The 23,288-nt window shown below is 45.1% G+C and carries 23 protein-coding genes and 1 riboswitch; of the genes, 16 read left to right on the top strand and 7 right to left on the bottom strand.

Annotated elements, in window-relative coordinates; all coding sequences use genetic code 11:
* Positions 1 to 1,296: 1,296 nt before the first annotated feature.
* The gene (locus tag QMA13_RS26965; protein ID WP_282936775.1) at positions 1,297 to 1,950 is read right to left on the bottom strand and encodes a helix-turn-helix domain-containing protein; all 654 of its coding nucleotides are present in this window, start codon (positions 1,948 to 1,950) and stop codon (positions 1,297 to 1,299) included.
* Positions 1,951 to 2,149: 199 nt separating this feature from the next.
* Between QMA13_RS26965 and QMA13_RS26960 the strand changes: the two genes are divergently transcribed.
* The 3 genes from QMA13_RS26960 (at position 2,150) to QMA13_RS26950 (ending at position 6,070) form a co-directional block, all read left to right on the top strand.
* Positions 2,150 to 2,587 (top strand): hypothetical protein, encoded by a 438-nt coding sequence (locus QMA13_RS26960; RefSeq protein ID WP_282936774.1) that lies wholly within the window; start codon positions 2,150 to 2,152, stop codon positions 2,585 to 2,587.
* Positions 2,588 to 2,744: 157 nt separating this feature from the next.
* A complete protein-coding gene (locus QMA13_RS26955; protein WP_282936773.1) occupies positions 2,745 to 4,784 on the top strand; it encodes a glycoside hydrolase family 15 protein in 2,040 nt (679 codons plus the stop codon).
* Positions 4,781 to 6,070, top strand: coding sequence for a glucose 1-dehydrogenase (locus QMA13_RS26950; protein ID WP_282936772.1), 1,290 nt, complete (start codon positions 4,781 to 4,783; stop codon positions 6,068 to 6,070). The genes QMA13_RS26955 and QMA13_RS26950 overlap by 4 nt, the downstream gene beginning before the upstream one ends.
* 55 nt (positions 6,071 to 6,125) lie before the next feature.
* Here QMA13_RS26950 and QMA13_RS26945 read toward each other — a convergent pair whose 3' ends face one another.
* Entirely contained in the window at positions 6,126 to 6,986 is an 861-nt protein-coding gene (locus tag QMA13_RS26945) for an AraC family transcriptional regulator (RefSeq protein ID WP_282936771.1), read from the bottom strand.
* Between the two features lie 88 nt (positions 6,987 to 7,074).
* Between QMA13_RS26945 and QMA13_RS26940 the strand changes: the two genes are divergently transcribed.
* The 5 genes from QMA13_RS26940 to QMA13_RS26920 all read left to right on the top strand — a co-directional run bounded on the left by QMA13_RS26940 (position 7,075) and on the right by QMA13_RS26920 (position 12,645).
* The gene (locus tag QMA13_RS26940) at positions 7,075 to 7,518 is read left to right on the top strand and encodes a disulfide oxidoreductase (protein ID WP_282936770.1); all 444 of its coding nucleotides are present in this window, start codon (positions 7,075 to 7,077) and stop codon (positions 7,516 to 7,518) included.
* A gap of 112 nt (positions 7,519 to 7,630) precedes the next feature.
* Complete coding sequence (melA, locus tag QMA13_RS26935; RefSeq protein ID WP_282936769.1) at positions 7,631 to 8,929, top strand: alpha-glucosidase/alpha-galactosidase; 1,299 nt, start codon at positions 7,631 to 7,633, stop codon at positions 8,927 to 8,929.
* 658 nt (positions 8,930 to 9,587) lie between these two features.
* Complete coding sequence (locus tag QMA13_RS26930; protein ID WP_282936768.1) at positions 9,588 to 10,631, top strand: polysaccharide deacetylase family protein; 1,044 nt, start codon at positions 9,588 to 9,590, stop codon at positions 10,629 to 10,631.
* Between the two features lie 165 nt (positions 10,632 to 10,796).
* Entirely contained in the window at positions 10,797 to 11,606 is an 810-nt protein-coding gene (racE, locus tag QMA13_RS26925; RefSeq protein WP_282936767.1) for a glutamate racemase, read from the top strand.
* A 139-nt stretch (positions 11,607 to 11,745) separates the two neighbouring features.
* On the top strand, positions 11,746 to 12,645 hold the full coding sequence (locus tag QMA13_RS26920; protein ID WP_282936766.1) for a M14 family metallopeptidase: 900 nt from the start codon (positions 11,746 to 11,748) through the stop codon (positions 12,643 to 12,645).
* A 22-nt stretch (positions 12,646 to 12,667) separates the two neighbouring features.
* On the opposite strand, the gene QMA13_RS26915 is transcribed toward QMA13_RS26920, so the two are convergent.
* A complete protein-coding gene (locus tag QMA13_RS26915) occupies positions 12,668 to 13,405 on the bottom strand; it encodes a stalk domain-containing protein (protein WP_282936765.1) in 738 nt (245 codons plus the stop codon).
* A gap of 163 nt (positions 13,406 to 13,568) precedes the next feature.
* Between QMA13_RS26915 and QMA13_RS26910 the strand changes: the two genes are divergently transcribed.
* Complete coding sequence (locus QMA13_RS26910) at positions 13,569 to 13,811, top strand: hypothetical protein (RefSeq protein WP_282936764.1); 243 nt, start codon at positions 13,569 to 13,571, stop codon at positions 13,809 to 13,811.
* A gap of 61 nt (positions 13,812 to 13,872) precedes the next feature.
* Here the strand turns inward: QMA13_RS26910 and ytvI are convergent, their stop codons facing one another.
* The 3 genes from ytvI to QMA13_RS26895 form a co-directional block, all read right to left on the bottom strand.
* Positions 13,873 to 14,961, bottom strand: a complete 1,089-nt coding sequence (gene ytvI / locus QMA13_RS26905) for a sporulation integral membrane protein YtvI (RefSeq protein ID WP_282936763.1) — start codon at positions 14,959 to 14,961, stop codon at positions 13,873 to 13,875.
* A 24-nt stretch (positions 14,962 to 14,985) separates the two neighbouring features.
* Positions 14,986 to 15,348: a winged helix-turn-helix transcriptional regulator gene (locus tag QMA13_RS26900; RefSeq protein WP_282943581.1), complete on the bottom strand. Its 363-nt coding sequence runs from the start codon at positions 15,346 to 15,348 to the stop codon at positions 14,986 to 14,988.
* A gap of 215 nt (positions 15,349 to 15,563) precedes the next feature.
* A complete protein-coding gene (locus tag QMA13_RS26895; RefSeq protein WP_282936762.1) occupies positions 15,564 to 16,466 on the bottom strand; it encodes a LysR family transcriptional regulator in 903 nt (300 codons plus the stop codon).
* Positions 16,467 to 16,605: 139 nt separating this feature from the next.
* Between QMA13_RS26895 and thrC the strand changes: the two genes are divergently transcribed.
* From thrC to QMA13_RS26865, 6 genes are all read left to right on the top strand, one after another.
* Positions 16,606 to 17,889, top strand: a complete 1,284-nt coding sequence (gene thrC, locus QMA13_RS26890; protein WP_282936761.1) for a threonine synthase — start codon at positions 16,606 to 16,608, stop codon at positions 17,887 to 17,889.
* A gap of 78 nt (positions 17,890 to 17,967) precedes the next feature.
* The gene (locus tag QMA13_RS26885; protein WP_282936760.1) at positions 17,968 to 18,270 is read left to right on the top strand and encodes an iron-sulfur cluster assembly accessory protein; all 303 of its coding nucleotides are present in this window, start codon (positions 17,968 to 17,970) and stop codon (positions 18,268 to 18,270) included.
* A gap of 34 nt (positions 18,271 to 18,304) precedes the next feature.
* Positions 18,305 to 18,526 (top strand): YuzB family protein, encoded by a 222-nt coding sequence (locus QMA13_RS26880; RefSeq protein WP_282936759.1) that lies wholly within the window; start codon positions 18,305 to 18,307, stop codon positions 18,524 to 18,526.
* A gap of 47 nt (positions 18,527 to 18,573) precedes the next feature.
* Positions 18,574 to 18,822, top strand: coding sequence for a hypothetical protein (locus QMA13_RS26875; RefSeq protein ID WP_282936758.1), 249 nt, complete (start codon positions 18,574 to 18,576; stop codon positions 18,820 to 18,822).
* 228 nt (positions 18,823 to 19,050) lie between these two features.
* Positions 19,051 to 20,265: an MDR family MFS transporter gene (locus QMA13_RS26870; RefSeq protein WP_282936757.1), complete on the top strand. Its 1,215-nt coding sequence runs from the start codon at positions 19,051 to 19,053 to the stop codon at positions 20,263 to 20,265.
* Between the two features lie 91 nt (positions 20,266 to 20,356).
* Positions 20,357 to 20,445, top strand: a riboswitch (cyclic di-GMP riboswitch).
* 103 nt (positions 20,446 to 20,548) lie between these two features.
* Positions 20,549 to 20,848: a hypothetical protein gene (locus QMA13_RS26865; protein ID WP_282936756.1), complete on the top strand. Its 300-nt coding sequence runs from the start codon at positions 20,549 to 20,551 to the stop codon at positions 20,846 to 20,848.
* A 148-nt stretch (positions 20,849 to 20,996) separates the two neighbouring features.
* On the opposite strand, the gene QMA13_RS26860 is transcribed toward QMA13_RS26865, so the two are convergent.
* Positions 20,997 to 21,884, bottom strand: coding sequence for a LysR family transcriptional regulator (locus tag QMA13_RS26860; RefSeq protein WP_282936755.1), 888 nt, complete (start codon positions 21,882 to 21,884; stop codon positions 20,997 to 20,999).
* A gap of 107 nt (positions 21,885 to 21,991) precedes the next feature.
* Between QMA13_RS26860 and QMA13_RS26855 the strand changes: the two genes are divergently transcribed.
* On the top strand, positions 21,992 to 23,284 hold the full coding sequence (locus tag QMA13_RS26855; RefSeq protein WP_282936754.1) for an adenylosuccinate synthase: 1,293 nt from the start codon (positions 21,992 to 21,994) through the stop codon (positions 23,282 to 23,284).
* Positions 23,285 to 23,288: the final 4 nt, after the last annotated feature.

Raw genomic sequence — 23,288 nt, 5'->3', positions numbered from 1 at the left:
CTTACTAATCTCAGAGATACTCTACAATTCTACTCTGCTATTTATTCCGATATCTCTTTCTTATAAGATAAATGAAAAATAACGGCAAGAAGAAAAAAGGTGATGCCATAGCCTAACATGGCAATCCTATCCCATAAAAATAATAAAGCACTTGTCGAGGCAATTGAAACGATGCCCATAATTAGGGCTGGATAAATTGTCTTGGACAATGGCTTATTCAATCTATCATTCATAGAAATAAATGAAAAACCTATCCTATATTTATAAAGAAAAAACACAATGATATAACATACAAGAGAAGTAACAATCATTTGAGTGTAAACCTGTTCTTTTAATATTAAAATGAAATGTTCTGAGTTAAATCCAGCGAGCAATAAATTGAACAAACTTCAATTAACGCAGCTAGCAAATAAGTGATTGTAACCATCAAAATAGAATGGGTCCATCTAACTCTAATGATAAGACAAATGCACAGGAATAAACATGTCGGTTGAATAAGAGCCATTAAATGCTCGATATGGAAGGCATGGATTGTGTATGAAACCTGAGATAGACATAATGAAGTCACTATAATTTGTGGAATATACGCTTTGAGCTTAAATCGAAATAAAGCCAAACAAAGGATTACTAGGGAAGACCAGCCTAACGAAAAGCCGATAACTTCTGCAAATTGAATCATGATGTAATATCCCTTTCTTAATCAGCTATTTCCTTCTGGTAAGAGAGTCTTAATACTACGAACCATACAAAGATAACAGCCAGCTGAAAATAGAAAGCATATTGCTGAATATAAAATATAGTAATGCTAGAAATCAAAAGAAAGATGAATCCGAAGAGGCAGGCGTACATAAATGGTTTATTTTGCTGCTTAAAAATGAATCTCCCTTTATCGTGTTGAGATAAAAAGTGAAACCAATACGGTACTTCGAGAGTATGTAACATCAGAAAACATCAATTACTAGAATAAGTATGTCAATGGCAAATGCACCGTCTTTAATGACGACAAGCAGATTAAACGGACGCGAAAAAGAAGCCTATAGCACAAAATTGCACATATAGGCTGAACAGTGGCGATTAAGTAGATTTTGTCATAACTTCTTAAAAAGACCGATATATAATCTAATAGAAGAGAAGAAAGAATAATTTGTAGTAAATAAGGCTTCAATGGGAATCGAAATAGTACGAATCCAAGAGAGAGCAGAGAAGCCCAACCAAAGAAATAAAAAACAGCTAATTGTATGGTCTGCATTGTGTCCCGTCATTTCTCTATATAATATTCTATTTCATAACAATGGCTTATCCCTTAATAAACGAAGGGTTAATCCCGCTAGTTTTGCCGAAGGTAAACTCCAGGCTAGTCTGATTGTTATTCGCAATCTTGCGAAGAATCAGATCGTGGTATTTGCGTTGACGCAGAGCGGACATCGATACGAAGAGGCCTTCACCCAGGGCATCGAAGTAGAGCTTACCGTTTTTATCGTCATATTTGCGAATATGTTGAAAGTTGGCGTATACGTCGGCATCGACTTTTTTGAATTCTTGTTCGTCCAGCTTTTCGAGAAATTCGCTGAAATCTCTTAAGGAATCAATGCTATGCTTTACTTTGGTTTCTTGATTACAATAAATAATTTCCTTGGTTCCTACCTCGATATAATAGACGGTAGCCAAATCTATATTTATATTAGAGCTTGCAGTTGCACCAAAATCCTGAGCCTTCAAGTGCCCTGCTTTAATCATCAAATCGGTATAGGGGTAGTTGTAAGCATCAGAAAGTTTTTTGAGTGTGTCTGGCGATGGGGTAATCTTCTCGTTGGTGGACCGGTTTTTTTCAAGCTCCAGATCTCGAATGTATGCGTGCGAAAGGCCGCTCTTTTTGGCTGCTTCTCTTAATGACATGGAACCGCGCAAGGCTTCTAAAAATTTACCAAATTCAGGGATAGGTTGTCCCATTTTGTAAATCACCTCTTTCTTAGTTTATTGTAAAGGACAAACTTGCGAAAAGAAATAGCTCTTACAAAAAAATATAGCCGATACTAGGCATGATTCTAAAAAATATTTAATAAAATAAAGTAAATCTTGACGGACTGTAGTATAAATACTACATTTAGCATAAAGGGCTGCATTATCATCAAGAAGGGGGATCATGGAGATGAGAGATAAGGTCATGAACCGTTGGAGCACTTATGAGCCCTTTTATGTGGCATTTAACGGTTACAAGATTGCAGATATCGTCATTACGAGCCATGCCATATCCCGCTGGTCTGAACGTGTTGAGAGCGATCAAGGGGGAATCGAGCATATTTGCTCCTATCTGTGGGACGCTTTGAAATTCGAACGTATCAAGCCTTATTACGAGAATGAAAAAGACGTCTATTTAATTGACGAAGATTTGGTTATGGTTGCCGAGTTTATGATGATGAAGGATGAAGTAGACATTGCAGGTAATCCTTTACATAAAATGATTGTCGTAACCTTTCTTGGCAAAGTTTCTGAAGATATTCAATTAAGGGATTTGAAGGCTTATTATTCATGGCTGCGGCATTCGCGGCGCATGACATTGGTCAAACATGGCCGGAAACGCAAATAATTGACCAGACGTTAATAATGAAAAAGTATGCGAAAACAACTGCATGCTTTTTTTGTGTTTCTATTCATGACAAGCATGAACAACTTTACGGTTTGCTTGCATAAATTAGGCTTGTATTCGGGGAAATTAGGGGGAGATAGGAAGGAGGATGAAGTTTATGGCGCGTGATTTACCTCTGGGTAATGGCAATGTGCTGGTGAATTTTGATACAAACTATAATTTACGTGATATGTATTACCCATATGTTGGGCAGGAGAATCAGTCGGCGGACCATTTATCTCATTTTGGCGTGTGGACTGCGGAAGGTTTTTTCTGGATTGACAATCCTGAGCTCAAAAGAAAGTCATCGTACCTGAATGACTCCATGATTACCAATGTAGAAGGGAATCATGAGCGGTTGGGATTAAATCTGCTGATCCGAGACGGTGTGGATGTGCAGGAAAATGCGTTTGTACGCAAGGTCGTGGTGGAAAATACAAAACAGCAGGAGAGAACCGTGAAGCTGTATTTTCATCTGGACCTGCACCTGTACGGAAACGGTGTCGGCGATACGGTTTATTTCGATCCGGACCTTCAATCGCTTATTTTTTATAAGGGGCATCGTTACATGTCGCTTTCTTGCAGCGGGGCCGGTGGCAAGGGTAGCGGCTGCAGCAGCTATGCGATAGGGCAGAAGGAAATGAACGGGATGGAAGGAACATGGAGAGATGCGGAGGATGGTCAGCTTGGCCGCAATCCAATTGCTCAAGGGTCTGTTGATGGCACTATAGAGTACGAATTGAAGATACCTGCAGGCGGCAAGACGGATATATGGTTCTGGATTTGCTTTGGCAAAAGCTTGGAGGAAATAACAGGAATGGAGCAGAGAATCCGCCAGGCTACACCCCATACGCTCCTTCAAAGAACTTATAACTATTGGGAGCAGTGGCTTGCCAAAGACCGTCATGATCTGAGCTTGATAGATAAGGACATGGCATCTTTTTATAAAAAAAGTTTGCTTGTAGTGCGAACGAATATGGATAACCGGGGCGCTATAGTAGCTGCGAACGATTCGGATATTTTGAAATTCGCCAAGGACACGTATTCGTATATGTGGCCAAGGGACGGTGCGTTGATTGCACATGCTTTGGACAGATCAGGTTACGTATCGTTGACTAGCAGGTTTTATGATTTTTGCAAGCGGGCTATTACCAAAGAGGGCTTCCTGCTTCATAAGTACAATCCGGACGGATCGGTAGGCTCCAGTTGGCACCCATGGATCAATCCGGCAGGGGAGAAGCAATTCCCGATTCAAGAGGATGAGACTGCCTTGGTGCTGTACACACTGTGGCATCATCATGAATTAGCCAAAACGTTAGAACATGCAAGGGATGACTATGATAAATTCGTCGTGCCTGCAGCCGGATTCCTAGCAAGTTACAAGGATGCATCAGGACTGCCTCTTCCTTCTTATGATTTGTGGGAGGAACGATACGGCGTTCATGCTTTTACGGTTGCCAGCGTGTATGCTGGACTTCTTGCGGCAAGCAAGTTTGCGGAATACTTTCAGGATAAAGCAAGAATGGTCTATTACCGGGAAGCTGCGGTTAAAGTGAAATCCGCCGTAGAGCAATTCATGTATTCCGAACAGGAGAAGCGGTTTATCCGTTCGTTGTACTGGAATCGAGAGAAAAATACTTATGAGCCCGACATGACATTGGATGCGAGTTTGTATGCTCTGTTTGATTTCGAGATGTTTGCTCCGAATGATCCTAGGATTACAGCTACGATGAAGGCGATTCGCGAAAAGCTGTGGATTCAGTCGGAGGTAGGAGGAATTGGTCGCTACAGCGACGATTACTACCATCAAGTAACCCATGACATCGGTAAGGTTCCCGGTAATCCATGGTTTATTTGTACTCTCTGGTACGCTGAATGGGTCATTGCTGTGGCCAACAACGAGGGTGAGCTTAAAGAAGCGGAAGATTTGATTCGCTGGACAATGAACCATGCGCTGCCGACAGGTATATTGGCAGAGCAAGTTCATCCCTTTACAGGGGAACCGATGTCCGTGTCGCCGCTGACTTGGTCCCATGCGTCGTTCGTAAAAGTCGTTCAGGAATACATGTCCAAGTTGAAGCTGCTGAGAAATAAAAGCACGGGTAAAGAAGACGTAAGTGACGCGAAGCTGCTGCAAACCTCTGGAGCATCGCAATGAAAACGGTACGTTTGAACGGGATTCAGACTAAGACAGAAGAGGACGGATATGAGGGTAAAGCGAGTGTTGGGCAGCGGGATCAAGGGCAAGGTAATGAAGCTGTCCATCAAAAAGCGTCTAACAAGGCTGGGGATAGTGTTCGGCTAGAACTGATCGAAGTGGACAAGCCGCAGCGGAGACAACCGGACGATGTACTGGTCCGTGTGCTGTGTATCGGGCTTGACGGCACTGACCGTGAATTGATGACAGAGAAGTACGGAGTTCCACCGGAAGGGGAAAACGGTTTGACGATCGGCCATGAGTCGCTTGGCGTCGCAGTCGAGGCTGATGAGGCTTACGGCTTTGCGCAAGGCGATTTGGTTTGTGCTCTTGTGCGCAGACCCTGCAGCGATCCGATGTGCGTGAACTGCCGTAATGGCCATGCGGATTTCTGTGAAACCGGCCATTACGTTGAGCGGGGGATTAAGGGCAGACACGGCTATTTGTCTGAGTATTATGTCGAGGAGGCTAGGTATCTCGTGAAGGTACCGCCAGCTTGCTTGGCTTATGGAGTGCTGACGGAGCCGCAAAGTATAGTCGAGAAGGTGTGGGATCAAGTACAGCGTATCCAGCAGCGTCTGATTTGGCAGCCCCGGACGGTGCTGGTGTTGGGTTCAGGGCCGCTTGGCCTGCTGGCGGCCTTCACCTCACGGTGTCTCGGACTTGACACCGTGGTATGGTCCATGTCGCCGGCGGATAGCACGGCGGCGGAGCTGGTTCGCGCCTGCGGTGCCGAGTACCGGCAGGCTGGCAACCCCGGCGGCGCAAGCGGGCAAGGCTCGGAAGCCGCTGAGACACTCAACGGCTTCCTGGAGCAGAGCGGCAAGCGCGCCGATATGATTTTCGAATGCACAGGCTACAGCCCGCTTGCATTCGAAGCTATGACTGCGCTCAGCCCGAATGGAGTGCTCGCTTTGTTAGGCGTCACGCCAGGCAGCCGAACCCTGAAAATTTCCTCCGATATGATCAATCAGGAGCTCGTTCTGGAGAATAAATGCGTCTTGGGCTCCGTCAACGCCTCGCGGAAAGACTTTGAAACCGGGCTGTACCGGCTTCAACAAATGGAAGAGAAATTCCCCGGATTGCTGAATAAAGTAATCAGTGATCGATTAACTTTAGAGCAGGTACCTGAACTGGATTTTAACCACATTGGGATTAAAGCGGTGGTCGATCTGGTTCCTCAGACTCAATGGAGTGAGTTGCTTTCGGGAAACTCCAGTCAAGTAGAATACAGCTTCTCCGTCTAATAAACAGAGCGGTCCATCGCTTAAAGCCGATGGATCGCTCTGTTGTTCATTTATCTTATTGACTGCAATCGTAAGGATTCATCGTATGGTCCTGACGGTATTCCGAGGGGGAACGGCCGAACCATTTCTTGAACTGCTTGGAGAAATACAGCGGGTCACTGAACCCGACGGAGGAGGCGACCTGCTCGACAGTGAGCGCTTCCTGAAGCAATATTTTTGCTCGCTCCATCCTGATTTTTAACAAAAAGTTCATAGGGGCTTGTCCAGTGTGCTGCTTGAACATTTTGGACAAATGAGTTCGATGATAACCTAGGCTTTGAGCCATGGATTCGATAGAAATCGGTTGATGATACTGCAAAGTAAGCCAGCGAATGGCCTGCTCAACCTGCTGCTGAATTCCGGAGGCTTCTTCCTTCTGGATATTGCCTTGAACAAGCTCTTGGGCATATTCGGCCAGCAATAGTCGCATGTAGCCTTCAGACTGCATATCGCAGTGCGACATCCGTTTGCGCAGAGTCAGCTCCATTTGGTGATACAATGCCTGCATTTTGCGATGCTGCTGTGTTAAGGCAACCGGATGATGCTGGGATATGCCAAAGCCACTTAAATATTCATCCACACGGGTTCCTTTAAACCCGATCCAGCGGTAGCACCAAGGGTCCTCTTCGTTTGAGCCGTAGCTGACCAGCTCACCAGGAAAGATGAAGAAGCTGCTGCCTTTTTCTAAGTGATAATCCGTTCCCATGCAGCGGAAGGTACCGCGTCCTGATACGACATAGTGAACTAAATAGTAGTCAAGCACCTGGGGGCCGACCTTATGCGTGGGTCTGGTTTGAGATTGTCCACTAAAGAGGACTGTCAGTTCTCCTTTGCCGGGACGGGGATTAAAGGCGACAGAATGATAGGATTCCTTCATATGGAACACCTCAGTCAATTTTGATATGATGATAGTATAATGGAAAAGAATAGATGACACTAGTAGTCTGGGGAGAGAGTCGTTCAAGATGAATGGGAACCGATTTATAAAAGAAAATGCACTACATCTGTCATGGGTGGTAGCGCTTGCTGCAACACTAGGAAGTTTATATTTTTCTGAAATTTTACACTTCCTGCCCTGCAAATTATGCTGGTATCAACGTATTCTTATGTACCCTCTCGTGATTATACTAGCCATTGCGGCAGTGCGCAAGGATACAAAGCAGTACCTTTATGTTCTTCCTCTTAGTGTGTGGGGCATGGGGATTTCACTCTATCATTACTTGATGCAAAAGACTTCCTGGTTCAAAGAGGCGGCTACAGGATGCGGCCCTGTCCCGTGCGATGTCGATTATATCAACTGGCTCGGGTTTATTACGATTCCATTTCTTGCGTTAATAGCCTTCACGCTTATAACGATTTTGCATTTGATGATGCTCGTCGTTGAGCGTAAAAGCAGTTTTTCATACTGAACTACATTTATCCATGTAAAAGTGGTTTGTCTCCATATGCATTCTTGATTCCAACAAGTATAGTCTAAGTAAGAGTTAGCGAGACAAAATTGGAATCAAGGAGGCATAAATCATGTCAAAAATTACTTTCTTAGGTGCAGGTAGCACCGTATTTGCCAAAAATGTGCTTGGGGATTGTATGATGACCCCGTCACTGCAGGGCTTTGAACTGGCGCTGTTCGATATCGATCTGGAGCGGTTGAAAGACTCCGAGAATATGCTGAACAACCTGAAGCTTTCGACAGGAAGCACCTGCGTTGTGAAAGCGTATACGGATCGCAAGGAAGCGCTCCGCGGCGCCAAATATGTCGTTAACGCCATTCAAGTTGGGGGCTATGATCCTTGCACAATCACAGATTTTGAAATTCCGAAAAAATACGGCTTACGTCAAACCATTGCCGATACGATCGGGATCGGGGGCATTTTCCGCAACCTGCGTACGATTCCTGTTATGTTAGATTTTGCGAAAGACATTCAAGAAGTGTGTCCTGACGCCTGGTTCTTGAACTATACGAATCCTATGGCGGTTCTGACTAACGCAATGAATACGTACGGCGGTGTAAAAACCGTAGGCTTGTGCCACAGCGTTCAAGGCTGCGTGTCGCACCTGTTCAAAAACCTGGAGATGGATTCGACAGGCGTCAACTGGAAGATCGCAGGAATTAATCATATGGCATGGCTGCTGGAAGTAACGAAGGACGGCGTCGATCTGTATCCGGAAATTAAGCGCCGTGCCCGCGAGAAGCAAAAAGAAACACATAAGGATATGGTACGCTACGAGTTGATGTTCCGCTTTGGCTACTATGTGACGGAATCATCCGAGCATAATGCCGAGTACCATCCATATTTTATTAAACGCAACTATCCTGAATTGATCGAGCGCTTCAACATTCCTTTGGATGAGTACCCTCGCCGCTGCGTTCGTCAAATCGATAAATGGAAAACGATGCGGGAAGAGCTTGTAAACAACAAAAATTTGGAGCACAAACGCTCTAAAGAGTACGCTTCCTATATGTTTGACGCGATGGAAACCAATACACCTTTCAAAATCGGCGGTAACGTCATGAACACCGGCCTGATTACTAATTTGCCTAAAGAAGCCTGCGTCGAAGTTTCCTGCTTGGTTGATGCCGACGGAGTAACACCGACTTATGTCGGGGATCTGCCACCGCAGCTGGCGGCGTTGAACCGTACCAACATCAATACGCAGCTGCTGACGCTTGAAGCGGCTATTACGGGTAAGAAAGAACATATTTACCATGCTGCAATGCTGGATCCGCATACCGCGGCTGAGCTATCTATCGATGATATTGTGGCTATGTGCGACGATTTAATCGAAGCTCATGGTAACTGGCTTCCAAAATTTGTGTAAATAATTGTAATAAGAAGGCTCCCTTTAGCCAAATGGCTAGAGGGAGTTTTGCGTTGAAATAAGTAATGGTTTGATTGAGACCTTTTTCTGTGTCAAGAAGTCTTATGCGACGGACTGATTATGCTTCAGGAGCATTTTGCCGAGCTTCATCCGGGAGAATCGGTTGCTTTTAACGTTCCGTTTGTCGTATCGGTCATGCCAGGAGTAACTGCCGAAATGGAGAGGTAGTGCTTATAGCTGTGGTACCCTCGATCCAAATTGTGAAAACTCTCGATCGGGCAGAGGAGACTCCTTCAACCCCTATCGTGGATACCGTCGATAGCATATCCACTGAATCGTCAGGTAGAGGAATTCCTAGCTGGATAACGCAGGTCAAATCCACGTCAGGTCCATGTCTCCTATCGATTCCGATAAATCTGGGGTTTTTCTGTGACCCGCAACCAAGATCAACCTTCATTAGCAGCACCTTCCCCGCAATGAACAATCCGTTACGTTACATTATGTGGCTCGTCAAGGAGTGCTAAGCGCCTGACATACCATAGGGGCCCTTTTTTATTGGTTAAACGGATATCATTGCTTTATCATTGTCATAAGTAGGCGCTTTTGGTAAAATATACACGAACAAAAATTCGTGTTTTATTCAAAGGGGACTTCGAAGATGATGACCAGATCAAGAACGGGTGCCATTGCAGTCATTGTTTGCCTTACATTGATGACATTGGCATGCTCAGAACATCCTTCGACCAAGGAGAGCAAGCAGCAATCATCTGGCGAAGCGGATACAGGGAAACAGCCTTCCTCCGTCCAACCGACTGCGGCTCCAAGTAAATCGGAAGGGAATCTTGCAACAGTCGATGCAGCAGCGGGAACGAAAGAACCTGTCAGCCCGTCATCTGAACCGTTAGCCATTGTTACGCCCGAGCCGAGCAAAGTCCCTGAACAGAAGGCGACAACTGCGACATCAGCAACGTATCAGCCGTCTTCGAACGCCAAGGTCGCATCAGCAAATGATAAGAAAGCCCTCTCATGGTACTACATGAAGAAACCGAAGGGACAAGTCCCTAATTTTCCTAATGAAACCAAGACATTTAGCAAAGATATGAAGGCGTTGTGGGTAGGTACAGGCAAAAAGGTCTATTTAACGATCGATACTGGTGGTCCGTTGGGCGATATAGACTTATTGCTTAAGTCGTTGAAGGATAACGATGCGAAGGCCAACTTTTTTATTGCCGGATATAATGTGAAGAAGGATCCTGACTTTGTGCGTCAACTGGTGGCGGACGGGCATCTTGTCGCCAATCATACGATGACTCATACTGATATGAATAAACAGACCGACGAGCAAGTAAAGAAAGAAATACAAGATTATGAAAAGCTGTACAAGGAAGTAACCGGCAAAGATATTCAGCCGTACTTCCGTTTTCCTTACGGGAATTACAATATGCATTTGTTAAGCATGGTTTCGGAGATGGGGTACACTTCCGTATTCTGGTCTACTGCAATGAGAGACTGGGAACCACGGAAGAATGGAGCGGACGATCCTTACAACGATATCATGAACAATCTGCATGACGGCAATATTATTCTAATGCATCAGGGCTCTGAGGAAAATATCCAGGCACTAGATCGCATCATCAAAGGCGTGCGGGAGGCTGGCTATGAATTTGCGCTTTTAACGGATATTCAAACATCAGCCAAATGATAGCGTTGCTTTAGCTTAGAACGATGGTTTGGCAGTATCCTTTCTGGTATGATGAATTGGCGCTCGAGTCAGTGATGTTTAATGGTACCTTTCAACTTCTACCATCATACTCTATTAGAGGCATGCAGCGTCTCATCAATTCACAGTCAAAGGAAGCGAAAACTTGTGCAGCAAGCGATAGCCATTCTGGATTCAGGAGTAGGCGGGCTGACGGTTGTTAAAGAGGTCATGCGCCAGCTCCCGCAAGAAAAGATTATTTATTTTGGCGATACGGCTCGGGCGCCTTACGGACCGAGGGCTCCACATGAAGTGGTTCAGTATACGCATCAGATCGTCGATTATTTATTGCAGTTCCAACCGAAAATGGTAGTTATCGCCTGCAACACAGCAACAGCTGTCGCATTAGATGAAATCCGCGCACGTTTGTCTATTCCTGTAGTTGGTGTTATTCATCCAGGTGCCCGCGCTGCAATCAAAACGACGCGTAGTGGCGTAATAGGCGTCATCGGTACGGAGGGCACAATCAAAAGCAACGCTTATGAGCAGGCTCTGCGTCAAATTTCTCCGAATATTCAAGTGTTCAGCGAATCTTGTCCTAAGCTTGCTACGCTTGTGGAAACCGGGCAGTTTTACACGGAGAGCACCCGGAAGATCGTGGAGCAGTCACTTCAACGATTGAAATATGAGCCTATGGACTGCCTCATTCTTGGCTGTACGCATTATCCCTTTTTATCAGATGTCATCTCGGAGGTCATGGGGCCTGATGTCGCGCTAATCAGCTCGGCAGATGAAACAGCTAGAGAAATCAGCACAATATTATACCACAAAGGAATGCTGGCTACGTCCAATTCCATTCCGGTTCACCAATTTTTGTGCAGCGGTGATCCTACGATGTTTAAACAGATTGCACAATCATGGCTAAACGAGCAGATTCGTGTGACACCTGTTGTATGGCAAGTGCCTCATATCATCTAATACTGAACAGGCGACCCGGGATTTCCCGTATCGTCTGTTTTTATTTTGGGCTTAGCATGAACAGAACTCCGTTACGCATACATATTTATGAAGTTTCAATATTGCTATAAATATGGATATGGGCAAGGGAGGCTGGAGGATGAAGCAGAGGATTGTTGATGAGAGTAAAGCTTATGGGTATGCAGATTTGATTGAAGATATTGTGCGGCTCGAAGAACGGTATCCCTTCATACAGGTTGACAGTATAGGAATGAGTGTCCTTGGCAAAAGCATTCCGGTGCTGCGGATAGGATCGGGGGATATCCATATTCATATCAACGGTTCCTTTCATGCAAATGAGTGGATTACTTCGCTGCTGCTCATGAAATTTATAGAAGAGTACGCTGAGGCATACATGAATGCCGAGAGGCTCCATGGAAGCGATGCTTGCAAACGGTTTGTTCACACTACACTTTGGATCGTTCCGATGGTTAATCCAGATGGGGTTGAGCTTGTACATGGACGTATATCTTCAGAGGAGCCGCATTACGCCCAAGCACTGGAGTGGAATAATGGTTTAATCGACTTTTCAGGCTGGAAAGCGAACATTCGGGGAATTGATCTCAATGACCAATTCCCGGCAGGGTGGGAGCGGGAAAAGGAGCGCAGGGAGGTGTTTGGACCAGGCCCACGGGATTATGGTGGAGAGGTACCGCTTTGTGAACCTGAAGCTTGCGCGATGGCTGAATTTACGCGGAATCACTCTTTTCGAATGGTTTTGGCAATACATACTCAGGGTGAGGAGATCTATTGGAACTACCGGGATATGGAGCCGCCGGAGTCCGAGGACATAGTAAACAGGCTTGCACAAGCCAGCACCTATGCCCCTGTTAAGCTGGAAGATAGTGATGCAGGGTATAAGGATTGGTTTATTCAAGAGTTTCGCAGACCAGGATTCACGGTAGAAGTGGGATTGGGAGTCAATCCGCTTCCCCTCGCACAGTTTCCAACAATGTATGAAGCTATCGCCAAATTAATGCTGGAAGCCTTAATCATTTAGCAGTTAGTCTCCTATTGAAAAACTATTCAATTGTTATAGGTAATTCCGTTCTTATCGTAGTTTTTTCGCAGTCGTAGTCACCTGTTTGATAATAAGTGGTAGAATTCTTAAGGTATGAGGCTACGATACCTATTAGGTATTTACCTGGAGGAAGGGTTTTGGGAGCTGATTTCTGTAAATCACCTTGTTTGCTAAAGAAATTATTATAGTTCTGGATTATCCCAATAGGAAAGGATCTTTTAAACTCATCTCCTTTATTAATTTCAGATTCTCTTGTCATATAAGGATTTCCTAATTCCGCCTTATTTCCTTTTTCATCCACGATGTAAAACGAAATAATATTGTAATTATGCGTAAGATGAATGCTCTCTTCTCCCTTATATTTTAGAGTTGACCACACATTCAGATAATCTGTTTGCTTAAACGAGCTTTTTTCCGAATATAGCGATAGAATGAATTTGTCATCTTCAGAACTTGAATTTATTTCTGATTTAACGACTTGCAATGATGGATAATTAACACTAATCGTTTGAGTAGAGGCATCGTAGTCAATAATGGATCCCATATTGTCGGCTAAAAAACGTATTGGTGCGTAGGTAGTGCCGTCAATATTCAAAGTAACACTGGATCTTTCGTCTCCATTAAAAAGATATTTTGTTTTAGAAATAAGGGCTTCGATTTTATTGTTATCAGCAGCTAGAGCTGCACTGGTCATTGAGAATAACACTCCAACACCTAGACCGAATAAAAATTTTCTCATAAGTCACCACTTCCAATATTGGTTAATAATGGATTTATTATACCATGTATTAATGTTGATGTGGGTTCTATATGCTTAAGCCGTCCTACAGGGCGGCTTCTTTTGTTTTTAATGAGAAGTCAGTTATACTAGAAGGAAGCCGTGCATACAGGAGGGAGTACAGATGTGGAAGCGACTTATCTCATTCAAATACTGGGGACATGTGTTCCGTCGAATAGGGCCGCTGCTTGCTTCTCCTAAGGTACCTCTATCCGAGAAATTGCTGTTTGCCGTTCCAGTTATCGTCTACTGGGTGATCCCTGACGTGATGCCCTTTGTGCCTATTGATGATATAGCAGTAACTTTGTTTTTAATGAACTTTTTTACGAGCCGGGTGGAACGTAAATATTTGACTCCAATCAAATAAAAAAAGGCTCGAACGTTGCGTTCGAGCCTTTTGATTTGGTAATTTCCTTGTTCCAATTGAATTATTCCCCTTCGGGCCAACGAATCCATCGCTGCAAATATCCTTGCTCATACAGCGCCTTGATTGTGATAATCAGGACAGGGGACAGCAACAGCCCGGCAACACCGAACAAGGAAAGCGAAATAATCATGAAGGATAACATCGTGAAGGCTGAGACGCCTAAGGAATCCCCCGTAATCTTCGGCTCCATAATTTGACGCACCAGAATGACAACCCCAAGCAGCGCCGTTAACCATATGGCCAGCACGGTTTGCCCAACCACAAATAGATAGATGATCCATGGAATGAATAAGGTTGATACGCCGAGTAGTGGCAGGACATCAAATATAGCCGACAGCAAGGCGATAGAGAAGGAGTTTTTCACTCCAAGAATGAGCAGTGCAATAAAAATGACGATGAACGTCAAACTGATCAATTTAGACTGTGCTTTGATATAGCCGACAATGCCTTTTAATACATTTTCCCTTAGAAACGTGAAGGCCGACTTAAACGTTTTGGGCGTCTTTTCCCTTGCGACTTTTTTCCATAATTCGATCTCGATGCTTAAGAAATAAGCCAAGATGATAGCTATCACGAAATTAACGACAAAAGTGGAGAAGCTAGTCAGCATGGTGAAGGTTCCAGTCAAAAACTGTCCGGCCAGCATAGTCAACTTTTGTGTGATTTGAGTGGAATATTCGGTTATTTTCTGGACGATGTCATCAGGTAAAGAAGGCATCGATTCAATTCGACTTTGCAGCAATTCGGTTTTAAGAATGAGCTGATGCTGCAGTATCGCTGAATATTCGGGAAGCTTATCTTTTAGACTCATGATTTGACTTGTAAAAATAACTCCTACTCCGGTCAGTGCCCCTAAAATAATCAGGATAAACACGACAGTTGATATAGCTGAGGCAATACTCTTGCTCAACCCTTTCCTATGTAGAAAACGGGCCAACGGCTCAATGATTAAAAAGACGATAAAGGCGAGGAAGATCGGAGTGGCTATTCGGTACAAATAGCTGAACAGCAGCATAAACAAATACACCGTGATCAGCAGTAAAGCAATATCGAAAACGGTTTTCCAATATTTTTTGTAAAACGCTATCATTCTACACCTCGTCAGCAGGGGATGTTAGGACCATTTGGCGGCCCAGAGCTTCATTTCTTTCAAGATTTGATGAAGATCCTGCCCTTTGGGGGTTAAGGTGTATTCTACGGTGACGGGCACAGTTGGGTAAGCGGTACGCTCCAGAACCCCTTGCTCCTCCAAGTGGCGAAGTGTTTCGGTTAATGATTTGGGACTGATGGCTTTTATTTTCTTTTGCAGCTCTCCGAATCGTTTAGTGCCTCCGAACAGTTCACGAAGAACGAGGAAGGACCATTTTCCGCCTATCGCATCCAAAGTTGTTTCAATAGAGCATTCGATATGTGTAGGTTGCTTCGGGACATAGTTGTTTTTTTGAATGACCGCTTTGTTTTTCCCAGTTTCCGGCATGGACATGAAAACCACCTTTTCCCTTCATACTTGATTACTTGGGGGTAAGTAAATATCGATAGTGTAATAATGTAATCTATCATTCACTACTATATTAATAGTAAAGAAGAAAGAATAAAATAGCAAGCCAGGCTTGTATCTGGAAACTATAGTTTATTAGCCATGGATATGTCCTGGCGGAGACGATTCCTGCATGTACGGTCTTTGTGGAATCATTATGGCTTAAGGACGAAAGGCATTCTGTGCTTCATAAAAGCTTTAAAGGTATGGGCGGCAGGTGAGAGCTCCTCACCCGCACGGCTGTAAAGCGCTATCGGATTGGTCAACTGAACCCCCTGGACATGGACTCTAGCAACGGTACCTTGTCTAACGGGTTCGCTTACTTCCATAGCGGACACAAATATGGCACCGTAACCAGAAGTGACGGCACGTATCGTTTCCCCAAGACCATTAAACTGCAAGCCTACCTTCGGGGGCTCGACGTTGTGCAGCTTGCACAAGGCGAACAGCTTATCGCGGGTTGAGCTCCCCTCCTCCCTTAGAATGAAAGGCTCCTTCATCATCTCCTTCAGATCAACAGAAGCATTGGCTAGTCTATGACTGGAAGGGACAACGAACCAGAGCTCATCCTCCATCAACTCTTCCCTTACGATGCCAGCTGGTGCTTCTTTACTTCCGCCGATTACAGCAAGCTCTGCTTCATAATGGAGCAGCAAGCTGTACACGGATTGAGAATTAGCGGTTGTTAATGTGAGCTCTACATGCTCATATTGCTGCTTATAGGATGCCATTATGGCCGGAAGTACATAGTTGGCTGGAAGATAGGTCGCTGCGATCTTTAGTTTGCCGAGCTGTCCGCTGCGGTAATCGTTCAATCGAGCATCCATCTCCTTTTCTAGAGCGAAGAGCTTGGCTGCATAGCCGTAAAGCAGCTCCCCGGCTTCCGTTAATTGAACGCCTCGCCCGTGGGAGACCAGCAGCGTTATTCCAAGCTCATGCTCCAAATTGCGAATTTGTGCCGTTACCGCAGGCTGACTTATGTGTAACGCTTCAGCTGCTTTGGTCACCCCGCCTCGAACCGCCGTCTCGTAAAAAAGCTTTAAGGCGTGCAAATTCATATGCTGCATCTCCTTACATTAAATACATAAATTATATTTATGTTTTTATAACAATCATATATTAGTTTTATGATTTGGTTTCTTATATTGTAAATGGTAAGCAATTCAAACTCAACCAATCTAAAGGATGGTGCTTACCATGCGGTTTCAATGTACGGATTGTGGAGACGAACTCCCTATCGATCAGGCTCGAAATCCTTATACATGCTCATGTGGAGGCTTGCTGGACATTGTGCATGATTTTCGTTCTGTTGACACGGATCAATTAAAGAGAGAGTTCGACAACCGTTTGTCGGACCGTATGTCTCCATATGCAAGCGGAGTATGGCGCTACAAGGAGCTTATTCATCCTTTGCTGCCGGAACCTTATATTACAACGAAATATGAGGGAAACACCGGATTATACACCTCCTCGGCCGTAGCCTCATATGTAGGAATACGTGAGCTGAAGCTAAAAGCACAAAGTGAAAATCCTAGCGGTTCCTTCAAAGATAATGGCATGACGGCCGCAGTTTCCCACGGAAGGTATCTCGGCTACACGAAATTTACATGCACCTCCACAGGGAACACTTCTTCTTCATTAGCCATGTACGCTGCGCTGTCCGGAAGCTCTTCCTTCGTGTTTCTTCCCGAACGCGGCATTTCGCTGAACAAGGTGCTGCAGACATTAGCTTATGGCGCTCATTTAATTTCTTTTCCAGGAACTTACGATGACGGGATTCGATTCAGCGAGTTGTACAGCGAAGCATTAGGCTTATATGTATGCAATTCCATGAATCCGTTCCGTATCGAAGGGCAAAAAAGCATGATTTATGAAATCGCTCATCAGCTTCGTTGGCAGCTTCCGGATTGGATTGTTGTTCCTGGAGGCGCGTTGAGCAATGCCACAGCATTAGGGAAAGGGCTCAAAGATCTGCATGATCTCGGTTTCATTGATAAACTGCCTAACATAGCCGTAGTGCAGGCAGAGGGGGCGAGTCCGTTCCATGAGATGATGGAGGCAGGAGGCAACAAACTGAAACCTCAGACTAATCCTTCGACACGTGCTACAGCTCTCAACATTGGCAATCCACCAAGCTGGAAAAAAGCGCTCCATTATACGATGAGGCCGAACCATAGCGTTACGGTTTCCGTAACGGATACGGAAATTATGGATGCAAAGGCTAAGGTGGATCGAAGCGGAATAGGATGCGAGCCTGCTTCTGCCGCGTCGGTTGCCGGACTACGCAAGCTGGTGCGTCAAGGAGTTATTGATAAGGAATCAACAGCGGTCTGCATACTGACGGGGCATGTTCTAAAAGATACGGATGCGATTCAGGAGTACCATCTGGATGTGGATACGAAAGGAAAGTTTGCTAACGTATTCCATAACTCCGAGCTGGAATGGACCAAGATTCGCCAATTCGTCGAAGCGGCGCAATAATACGACATATTCAGGTTGCTTTCCCGGACAGGTTTCTTTACAATAAGGAGAAAACAATCAGTAGGAGATGTCATACAGATGAACTGCAAAATTTCGCGCAACGCTGCCAAAATGCTTTTGGATGAACTGGAAAAAGAAGAAAACAAAGAATTAAAGCTGCGCATTTATATTACTCACAGCCATGGCGACCATGCTCATTATGGCATGAGCCTGGATACCCCTACCGACAAGGATGAAGTCGTAAGCACGGACAAAAATATCGACGTTATTTTGGAAAAAGGCCAGCCGCTGTTGGACGGAGTGCGGATTGACTATTTCTATACGCCAGAAGAAGGCTTTGCTGTAACCAATCCTAGCAAGGGCAACCACGGCGACCACTAAGCCGTCTGCGGTTACGAAAGGATTTGGTTTACCCATGGCGAACGATATTCGCGTTTGCGATAAATGCAAGCATATGAAAATGAAAACGGCTGTACCTAAGCTTCAAAAATTAGCTCCCGACACGGACATTAAAGTCGCTTGCAAATCGTATTGCGGGCCTTGCTCCAGATTTGCATTCATTTTTGTTAACGGTCGTTATGTTACAGGAGCTACGGAAGACGAAGCCATTGAGAAAGCCAAGAAATACATCAAATAGAAGACATACCTCCAAGGAGCGTTTAGCCAACAGCTAATCGTTCTTTTTTGTTTACAATTATTTTATTTTACCTTCACATGCCCAACGATCCAGCAGACGTCTTCTATACTTTGGCCGATCGCGGACCGAACGGTGAATTCGGCAAGGACAAGCTGCGCACATTCCCTAATGATACCTATGTTCCGCGTTTATATAAAATTAAAGCTGCGAATGGCAGCATAGAAGTGCTAGAAAGCACCAAGCTTCATCTGCCGGCTGGCAAAACGGACGCCTATTCCAAAACGGCTGAATTTTGAAAATGGATCTAGCGACTTAGAAAGTCATAGGTGAGTATGTATACGTCGCAAGAGACTAACCTATTAGGTACCGAAACAAGCAATGATCTGGAAAAGTTGACGAGGGCCTTCATGATGAAGGTCCTCTATTTTTGTCTAAAGACAGAAAGGAGGTTTTGAAGTATAATGAGTAAATCTTTTATTTACCAATGGTAGAAAAGCTAGAATGAAAGCAAAGGGGTACACTGCATGCAACGGTTTCTTAACTTTTTTCGAGATTATCACCCCATTGTCCACGTTCTTCTTTTTGGAACTGTATTAGCTCGCACGGCCTCGTCTATGAGCATGCCATTTCTCGCCATCTACTTATCCAAGGATACTCAGCTAAGTCCTGTTTTGATAGGAATGATTATCGGTTTAGGGCCATTGGCTTCCACGATAGGCGGTTTTGTCGGTGGAGCTATGTCCGATAGGCTAGGACGCAAAACAATTATGTTAGCCGCGTTGATAGGTTGGGTACTTGTATTTCTAGGCTTTGCCATGGTGAAGTCACCTGTTGCATTCATGCTGCTTAATATGCTTAACGGACTGTGCCGTTCCTTATATGAACCGGTATCTCAGGCACTTATGGCTGACGTAACCGTCAAGGAGAAACGGCTGAAAGTATTCTCCCTGCGCTATATTGCCATTAATGTCGGTGTATCAGTAGGACCGCTGCTAGGTGCTTTTTTCGGAACGATGGAAGCTTGGCTGCCATTCATGATCACGGGCTTTATATATCTGCTGTATGCAATCGGATTGTTATTGCTGCTGCATCGGTTTGGCATTACGAAAATCGATGGAGAGAAACGAAGCGGGGTTACCCTCTTGTCAGCCTGGAACATCGTAAGAAAGGATAGAGTGTTCCGTTACTACATCGGCGGTGCCATAATAGGAGCCATTGGGTATTCGCAAATGACGGTAACCTTATCGCAATATATTGAGAAAAGTGTTATTGGTGGAGCGACTTTATTCGCAATGCTGATGAGCTTGAATGCCATTGTCGTCGTGCTTTTGCAAGTCCCATTGTCACGGTTATTTGAGCGGTGGGGGCCTATGGTGGCCATTGCGGTCGGGAATGTTATGTTTGCCTTGGGAGATATCGGTTTTGCTCTTTCTGTTGGGTGGATCACCTTTATGATATCCATGTTCTTTTTTACTCTAGGCGAAATATTGAATTATCCTCAAGCCAATGTGTTGGTGGATCGTCTCGCTCCGGAAGGGATGAGAGGAACCTATTTTGGTGCTCAATCATTTAACAATTTGGGACATTTTATAGGTCCGTTGGTAGGGGGCGTTCTTCTTATCCATTGGGGAGGGTCTGGCTTATTCGTGACGATGGCCGTTATTACACTGTTGGGGACCTTATTTTACCGCAAAGGAGAAAATATTTATAAATTAGGTCTAAAGTCTGTAGAAAAGTAATGAAAATAGGCACTTAAGAGTATATATTCCTAATGGCCTATCTTATATGCTAGTGTTGTCGTATTTTGTTACACGAATTGAGAGATTTCGAACTCGAAAAAGGCAAAACAGGTGAAAGCTTGTGACGCAAAGCTACAGGGGCTACGAATCGGGGGAGGTTCTTGCCAGCCAGCTGCCGAAGGAACGGTGTTACGCATATATAGCGGGCTCCTGCCTAGGCGGAGAGGAGTCTTTTCGATGTGTTTTGGTACGAAAATTTTGGGGGTCTGGAGGATCGTATCGGATGTCGAGTGAAGAACGGGAGTTTATGACAAAGCAGGGCTTTTTTACAAAGCTCGGGAGCAATTTGATCGGGGTTTATTTGTCGAATGAGGGTCCAAAAATGTTCATTAATCAAGAAGTGTTCGAGCTTCATAATCCGTGCTGGGACGTAGAGATGGTCATGGGCAAAAACAGCCATCTGTTAACCTTTTACTGGCGGGGAGAAGTGAAGTTTTCATTTCGGTGTGATTTCGTGAACGATTTATTTTTAAGCTTGTATGATTATTTGAGCTGCAGGCTGGAAGCAAGAAGGTTAGCATAACATTGTGAAGGAAACGGCGCTTGGCCTTTTCTGATGTCAGGATGGATTCATATTCAGCACAATACAAGGCGTGCTCCGCTGCTAAAATGCAGTGAAGCGCGCTTTTTGTGTTTATAAGCTAGAGCGTGATAAGGATGATCCTATCGCATCATGATTCCTCTAAACAAATATCAAGCATGGTTTTAGCCGCAAATGACAAGGGAACATCCTTCAAAGTTACGATACCGATATGTCTGGGTGGAATACGGGGTTCGAGATTTAATGGGATCAGCTCTCCGGAGAGCAATTCATCGCTGACGAATTGCTCAGTCACGCAGGAGATGCCGAGACCCGTCTTGGCGAACTGGATAAGCAAATCCATGCTACCTAGCTCGAATTCAGGGGTTAGCCGAATCTGCTGACTGATGAAGTAGCGATCAACATATTGACGGATGGTGCTGTCCTTTTCAAGCATGATGAGGGGGAGCTGTACCAACTCGGAGGGCGTGATAGGCCTATCCTTCAGCTCTCCATAGTTAGCCCCTGCTGCAAAAATATCGTGTAGCGGTTTCCAGATGCGGATATTCAATTGATTATCCTGTACCGGAAGATTGACAACACCGAAATCAATATTCCCTTCCTTCAATAGCTTGATGGTTTCCTGGGAAGTGCGGTTCGTCACATGCATCTTGACTTCGGGATACCGGCGATGGAAGGTTTCGAGGAATGGCATCAATACGTGCTTGCACACGGTGTCATTAGCCCCGATGTTAACAACCCCACCCAGCATTTGATGCATTTCGGTCAGCTTCCGTCCACCCTCCGCAAGTAGGGTGAAAGCTTGCTCCACATAGCGCAGCAGCACTTCGCCCTCCACGGTTAGCTTGACCCCTCGGGAGGTTCGAAAAAATAACGGTCCGCCCAGCTGCTCCTCCAACTGCTTGATCGAATGACTTACCGCAGGCTGAGTGATAAAAAGCGCTTCCGATGCTCTGGAGAAGCTCCCAGCTTTCGCAACAGCTAGAAATACTTTGAATCCATCCAAGTTATAATCCATGTATTAACCTCATTTATATTAGATATATATATTATTCATTTTATTTATATCATAGCACATCCTATAATGACGTTGTGAGTGAAAATGAATTGAGGGAGCGGATACATTTGAAGGGAACAGTAACGGCAGTCGTAGGTGCGAATTGGGGAGATGAGGGCAAGGGCAAAGTAACGGATTTGCTGGCATCGAGTGTGGATGTTGTGGTCCGGTTTCAAGGAGGCAACAATGCGGGGCATACCATCATCAATGAATACGGCAAATTCGTGCTGCATATGCTGCCATCCGGTGTTTTCCATGAGCAAGTGCTCAACGTGATAGGACCCGGGGTGGCACTTAATGTGAGCGGCCTTGTTCAAGAGTACGAGAAATTGGTTGCAGGTCATGTTCCTGCTCCGCAGCTTAAGATCTCGGATCGCGCTCAGGTCGTGCTGCCTTACCATTTGCTGTTTGACGCTTTGGAGGAAGAAAGACTTGGCAGCAGGCAATTCGGTTCAACGAAGTCCGGCATCGCGCCTTTTTATGCGGATAAATATTTGAAACTTGGCATTCAAGTCGCTGACTTATATGATCGGAAACGGCTCCTGAATAGATTGAAGCAAGCATTGGAATCTAAGAACATTTTGCTGGAGCATTTATATGGCAAGGATGCGCTCATCGCAGAACAGCTTATGGATCAGCTAGTTCAAGAAGGTGAAGCCATTCGACCGTTTGTATGCGATACGACCTCATTACTGCATCAAATGCTGCACGAAGGCAAATCGATTTTGATCGAAGGGCAGCTTGGTGCGCTGCGCGATCCGGATCATGGTATCTATCCGTATTCTACCTCGTCATCCACTTTAGCAGGTTTTGCTCCCGTGGGAGCGGGAGTTCCTCCTTACGCAATCCGCCGTATTATTGCTGTCGCCAAAGCTTATTCCAGCTGTGTGGGAGCCGGCCCCTTCGTTACGGAGCTAATGGGAGAGGAAGGCGATGAGCTTCGCAGACGGGGTGGGGACGGAGGTGAGTTCGGTTCTAAAACAGGGAGGCCGCGGCGTGTAGGGTGGTTTGATGCAGTGGCAACCCGGTATGGCTGCATGGTTCAAGGGGCCACCGAAGTTACGTTATCGCTGCTTGATGTATTGAGTTATTTGGAGCGAATTCCTGTTTGTACGGCATATGAGCTCAATGGGGAGCGGATAGATCAGTTTCCGACTACAGGTTGGCTAGAGGAGGCTGTACCGGTCTACGAATGGCTTCCCGGCTGGAAATGCGACATTAAAGAGATTAAGCAATTCGATCAGCTTCCGGAAGAAGCCAAGCAATATGTCAGATTTCTTGAGAAGCAGATCGGGGTTCCGATCCGATCCATATCGAATGGTCCTCGTAGGGAGCACTTTATGGAGCGAAATGAAGGATAAGAAA

This window comes from Paenibacillus sp. RC67 (assembly GCF_030020805.1).
In the GTDB taxonomy this organism is placed as follows: Bacteria; Bacillota; Bacilli; order Paenibacillales; family NBRC-103111; genus Paenibacillus_S.
Note: the sequence above shows the minus strand (reverse complement) of the source record. Positions and strands in the feature narration are given on the sequence as shown.